The sequence below is a fragment of the Streptomyces sp. NPDC127068 genome (genome assembly GCF_042724695.1).
GTDB lineage: Bacteria > Actinomycetota > Actinomycetes > Streptomycetales > Streptomycetaceae > Streptomyces.
The window spans coordinates 1-1,929 of record NZ_JBHXEN010000127.1 but is presented as its reverse complement, the minus strand read 5'-3'; the positions used below and the strand labels follow the sequence as shown (position 1 = coordinate 1,929).

Here is a 1,929-nt window from a genome sequence, read left to right as displayed (position 1 = left end):
CTAGCACGACAGTCGAACACGACCGTCTTCATGGTGCTGCAAGCCGGTATGGCGGCACTGCTCACCCGCCTGGGCGCAGGCACCGACATCCCGCTCGGCAGCGGCGTCGCCGGCCGCACCGACGAAGCGCTGGACGACCTGATCGGCCTCTTCGTCAACACCTTCGTGCTGCGGACGGACACCTCCGGCGACCCCAGCTTCGACGAACTGCTCGGCAGGGTGCGGGAAGCGAGCCTGGCCGCCTACGCACACCAGGACGTGCCGTTCGAAAACCTCGTGGAACTGCTCAACCCCCAACGCTCCACCTCCCACCACCCGCTCTTCCAAGTCGCGCTCGTCCTCCAGAACGCCCCCGAAGGCGACTTCACCCTCCCCGAGCTGCGGGTTCAGGCATTCGAGGTGGACCCCGGCACGTCGCGGTTCGACATGCTTCTCTCGCTCACCGAGCGCCATGACGCCGCGGGCGAGCCCGCAGGTATCGCGACCGAAGTGGAGTACTCGACGGATCTGTTCGACCGCTCCACCGTCGAGCAGATCCTGGGACGGTGGGTCCGGCTCCTGGAGCAAGCACTGAGGAATCCGGCGGAGCCGGTCGGCCGGGCCGACCTGCTCACCGAGGCTGAGCGGCAACAGGTCCTCGCCGACTGGAACGACACCGGGACCGAGGTCCGTCGGGAGACGATGGCGGCCCTGCTCGAGTCACAGGTGCGGCTGACTCCCGAGGCGCCCGCCGTGCTGTTCAACGGCGCGATCCTGACCTACGGCGAGCTGAACGCTCGGGCCAACCGGCTCGCTCGGCACTTGGTCGGGCTGGGCGCCGGCCCCGAGCGGCTGGTGGCAGTGGCTCTACCGCGCTCGGCCGACACCGTGGTCGGGCTGCTCGCGGTGATCAAGGCCGGTGGCGCCTATCTGCCGCTGGACCCGGACGACCCGGCCGAGCGGCTGCGGTACACACTGAGTGACGCCCGGCCCGTCCTGACGCTGGTCTCTCGCGGAACCGATCTGTCCGCCCTGGACGTCGGCGTCCCGTTCGTCGTTCTCGACGACGAGGAGACCCGCGCGGCCGTCGCACAGCAGTCCGCGTCCGACCTGACCGACGGCGACCGCACCGCCCCGCTCACCCCGACCAACCCGCTCTACGTCATCTACACCTCGGGCTCCACCGGTCGGCCGAAGGGCGTCATGGTCGAGCACCGGGGCCTGGCCAACAACCTGCAGTGGATGCAGGACGCCTATCCGGTCGGACCTGGGGACGTGCTGCTGTTCCGTACCTCGGTGCGGTTCGACTCGGTGGGGCTGGAGCTCTGGCTTCCGCTGCTGTCCGGCGCCGCGATCCGCGTGGCCCCCGGCGACGTGGTCAGGGATCCGCAGCGGCTGGTCTCATTCATCGCGGAGAACGGCGTCACGGTCGCCCAGTTCCCTCCCTCCCTGCTCGCTAACCTGCCCCACCCTCCGGCCGGCCACGCGGTCAGCCGTATCTGGTCGAGTGGTGAGGCCCTGCGCCCGGCTCTCGCGGCCGAGATCAGCACGGTGTGGAACAGCGAGCTCTTCAACCTGTACGGCCCGACCGAGATGACCATCCAGGTCGCCTCCTCCATCTGGCAGGGCGGCGACGGCGACGGGCGCAGCATCCCGATCGGCCGGCCTACCTGGAACACCCGGATGTACGTGCTCGATGCCGCGCTCCGGCCGGTTCCGGTCGGTGTGGTGGGCGAGCTGTACGTCACTGGTGCCCAGGTGGCGCGTGGCTATGTGGGTCGTGCGGGTTTGACGGCGGAGCGGTTCGTTGCGTGTCCGTTCGAGGCGGGTGCGCGGATGTATCGCTCTGGTGATTTGGTGCGTTGGCGTGTGGATGGGCAGTTGGAGTTCGTGGGGCGTGCGGATGAGCAGGTCAAGGTCCGCGGGTTTCGGATCGAGCCGGGTGAGATC

Annotated in this window: 1 protein-coding gene; it reads left to right on the top strand. The window is 69.2% G+C overall.

What is annotated here, in order from left to right; genetic code table 11:
• Positions 1-1,929 (top strand): amino acid adenylation domain-containing protein (locus ACFWIA_RS35110; protein ID WP_387011334.1); only part of this gene is annotated, 1,929 nt, incomplete at both ends.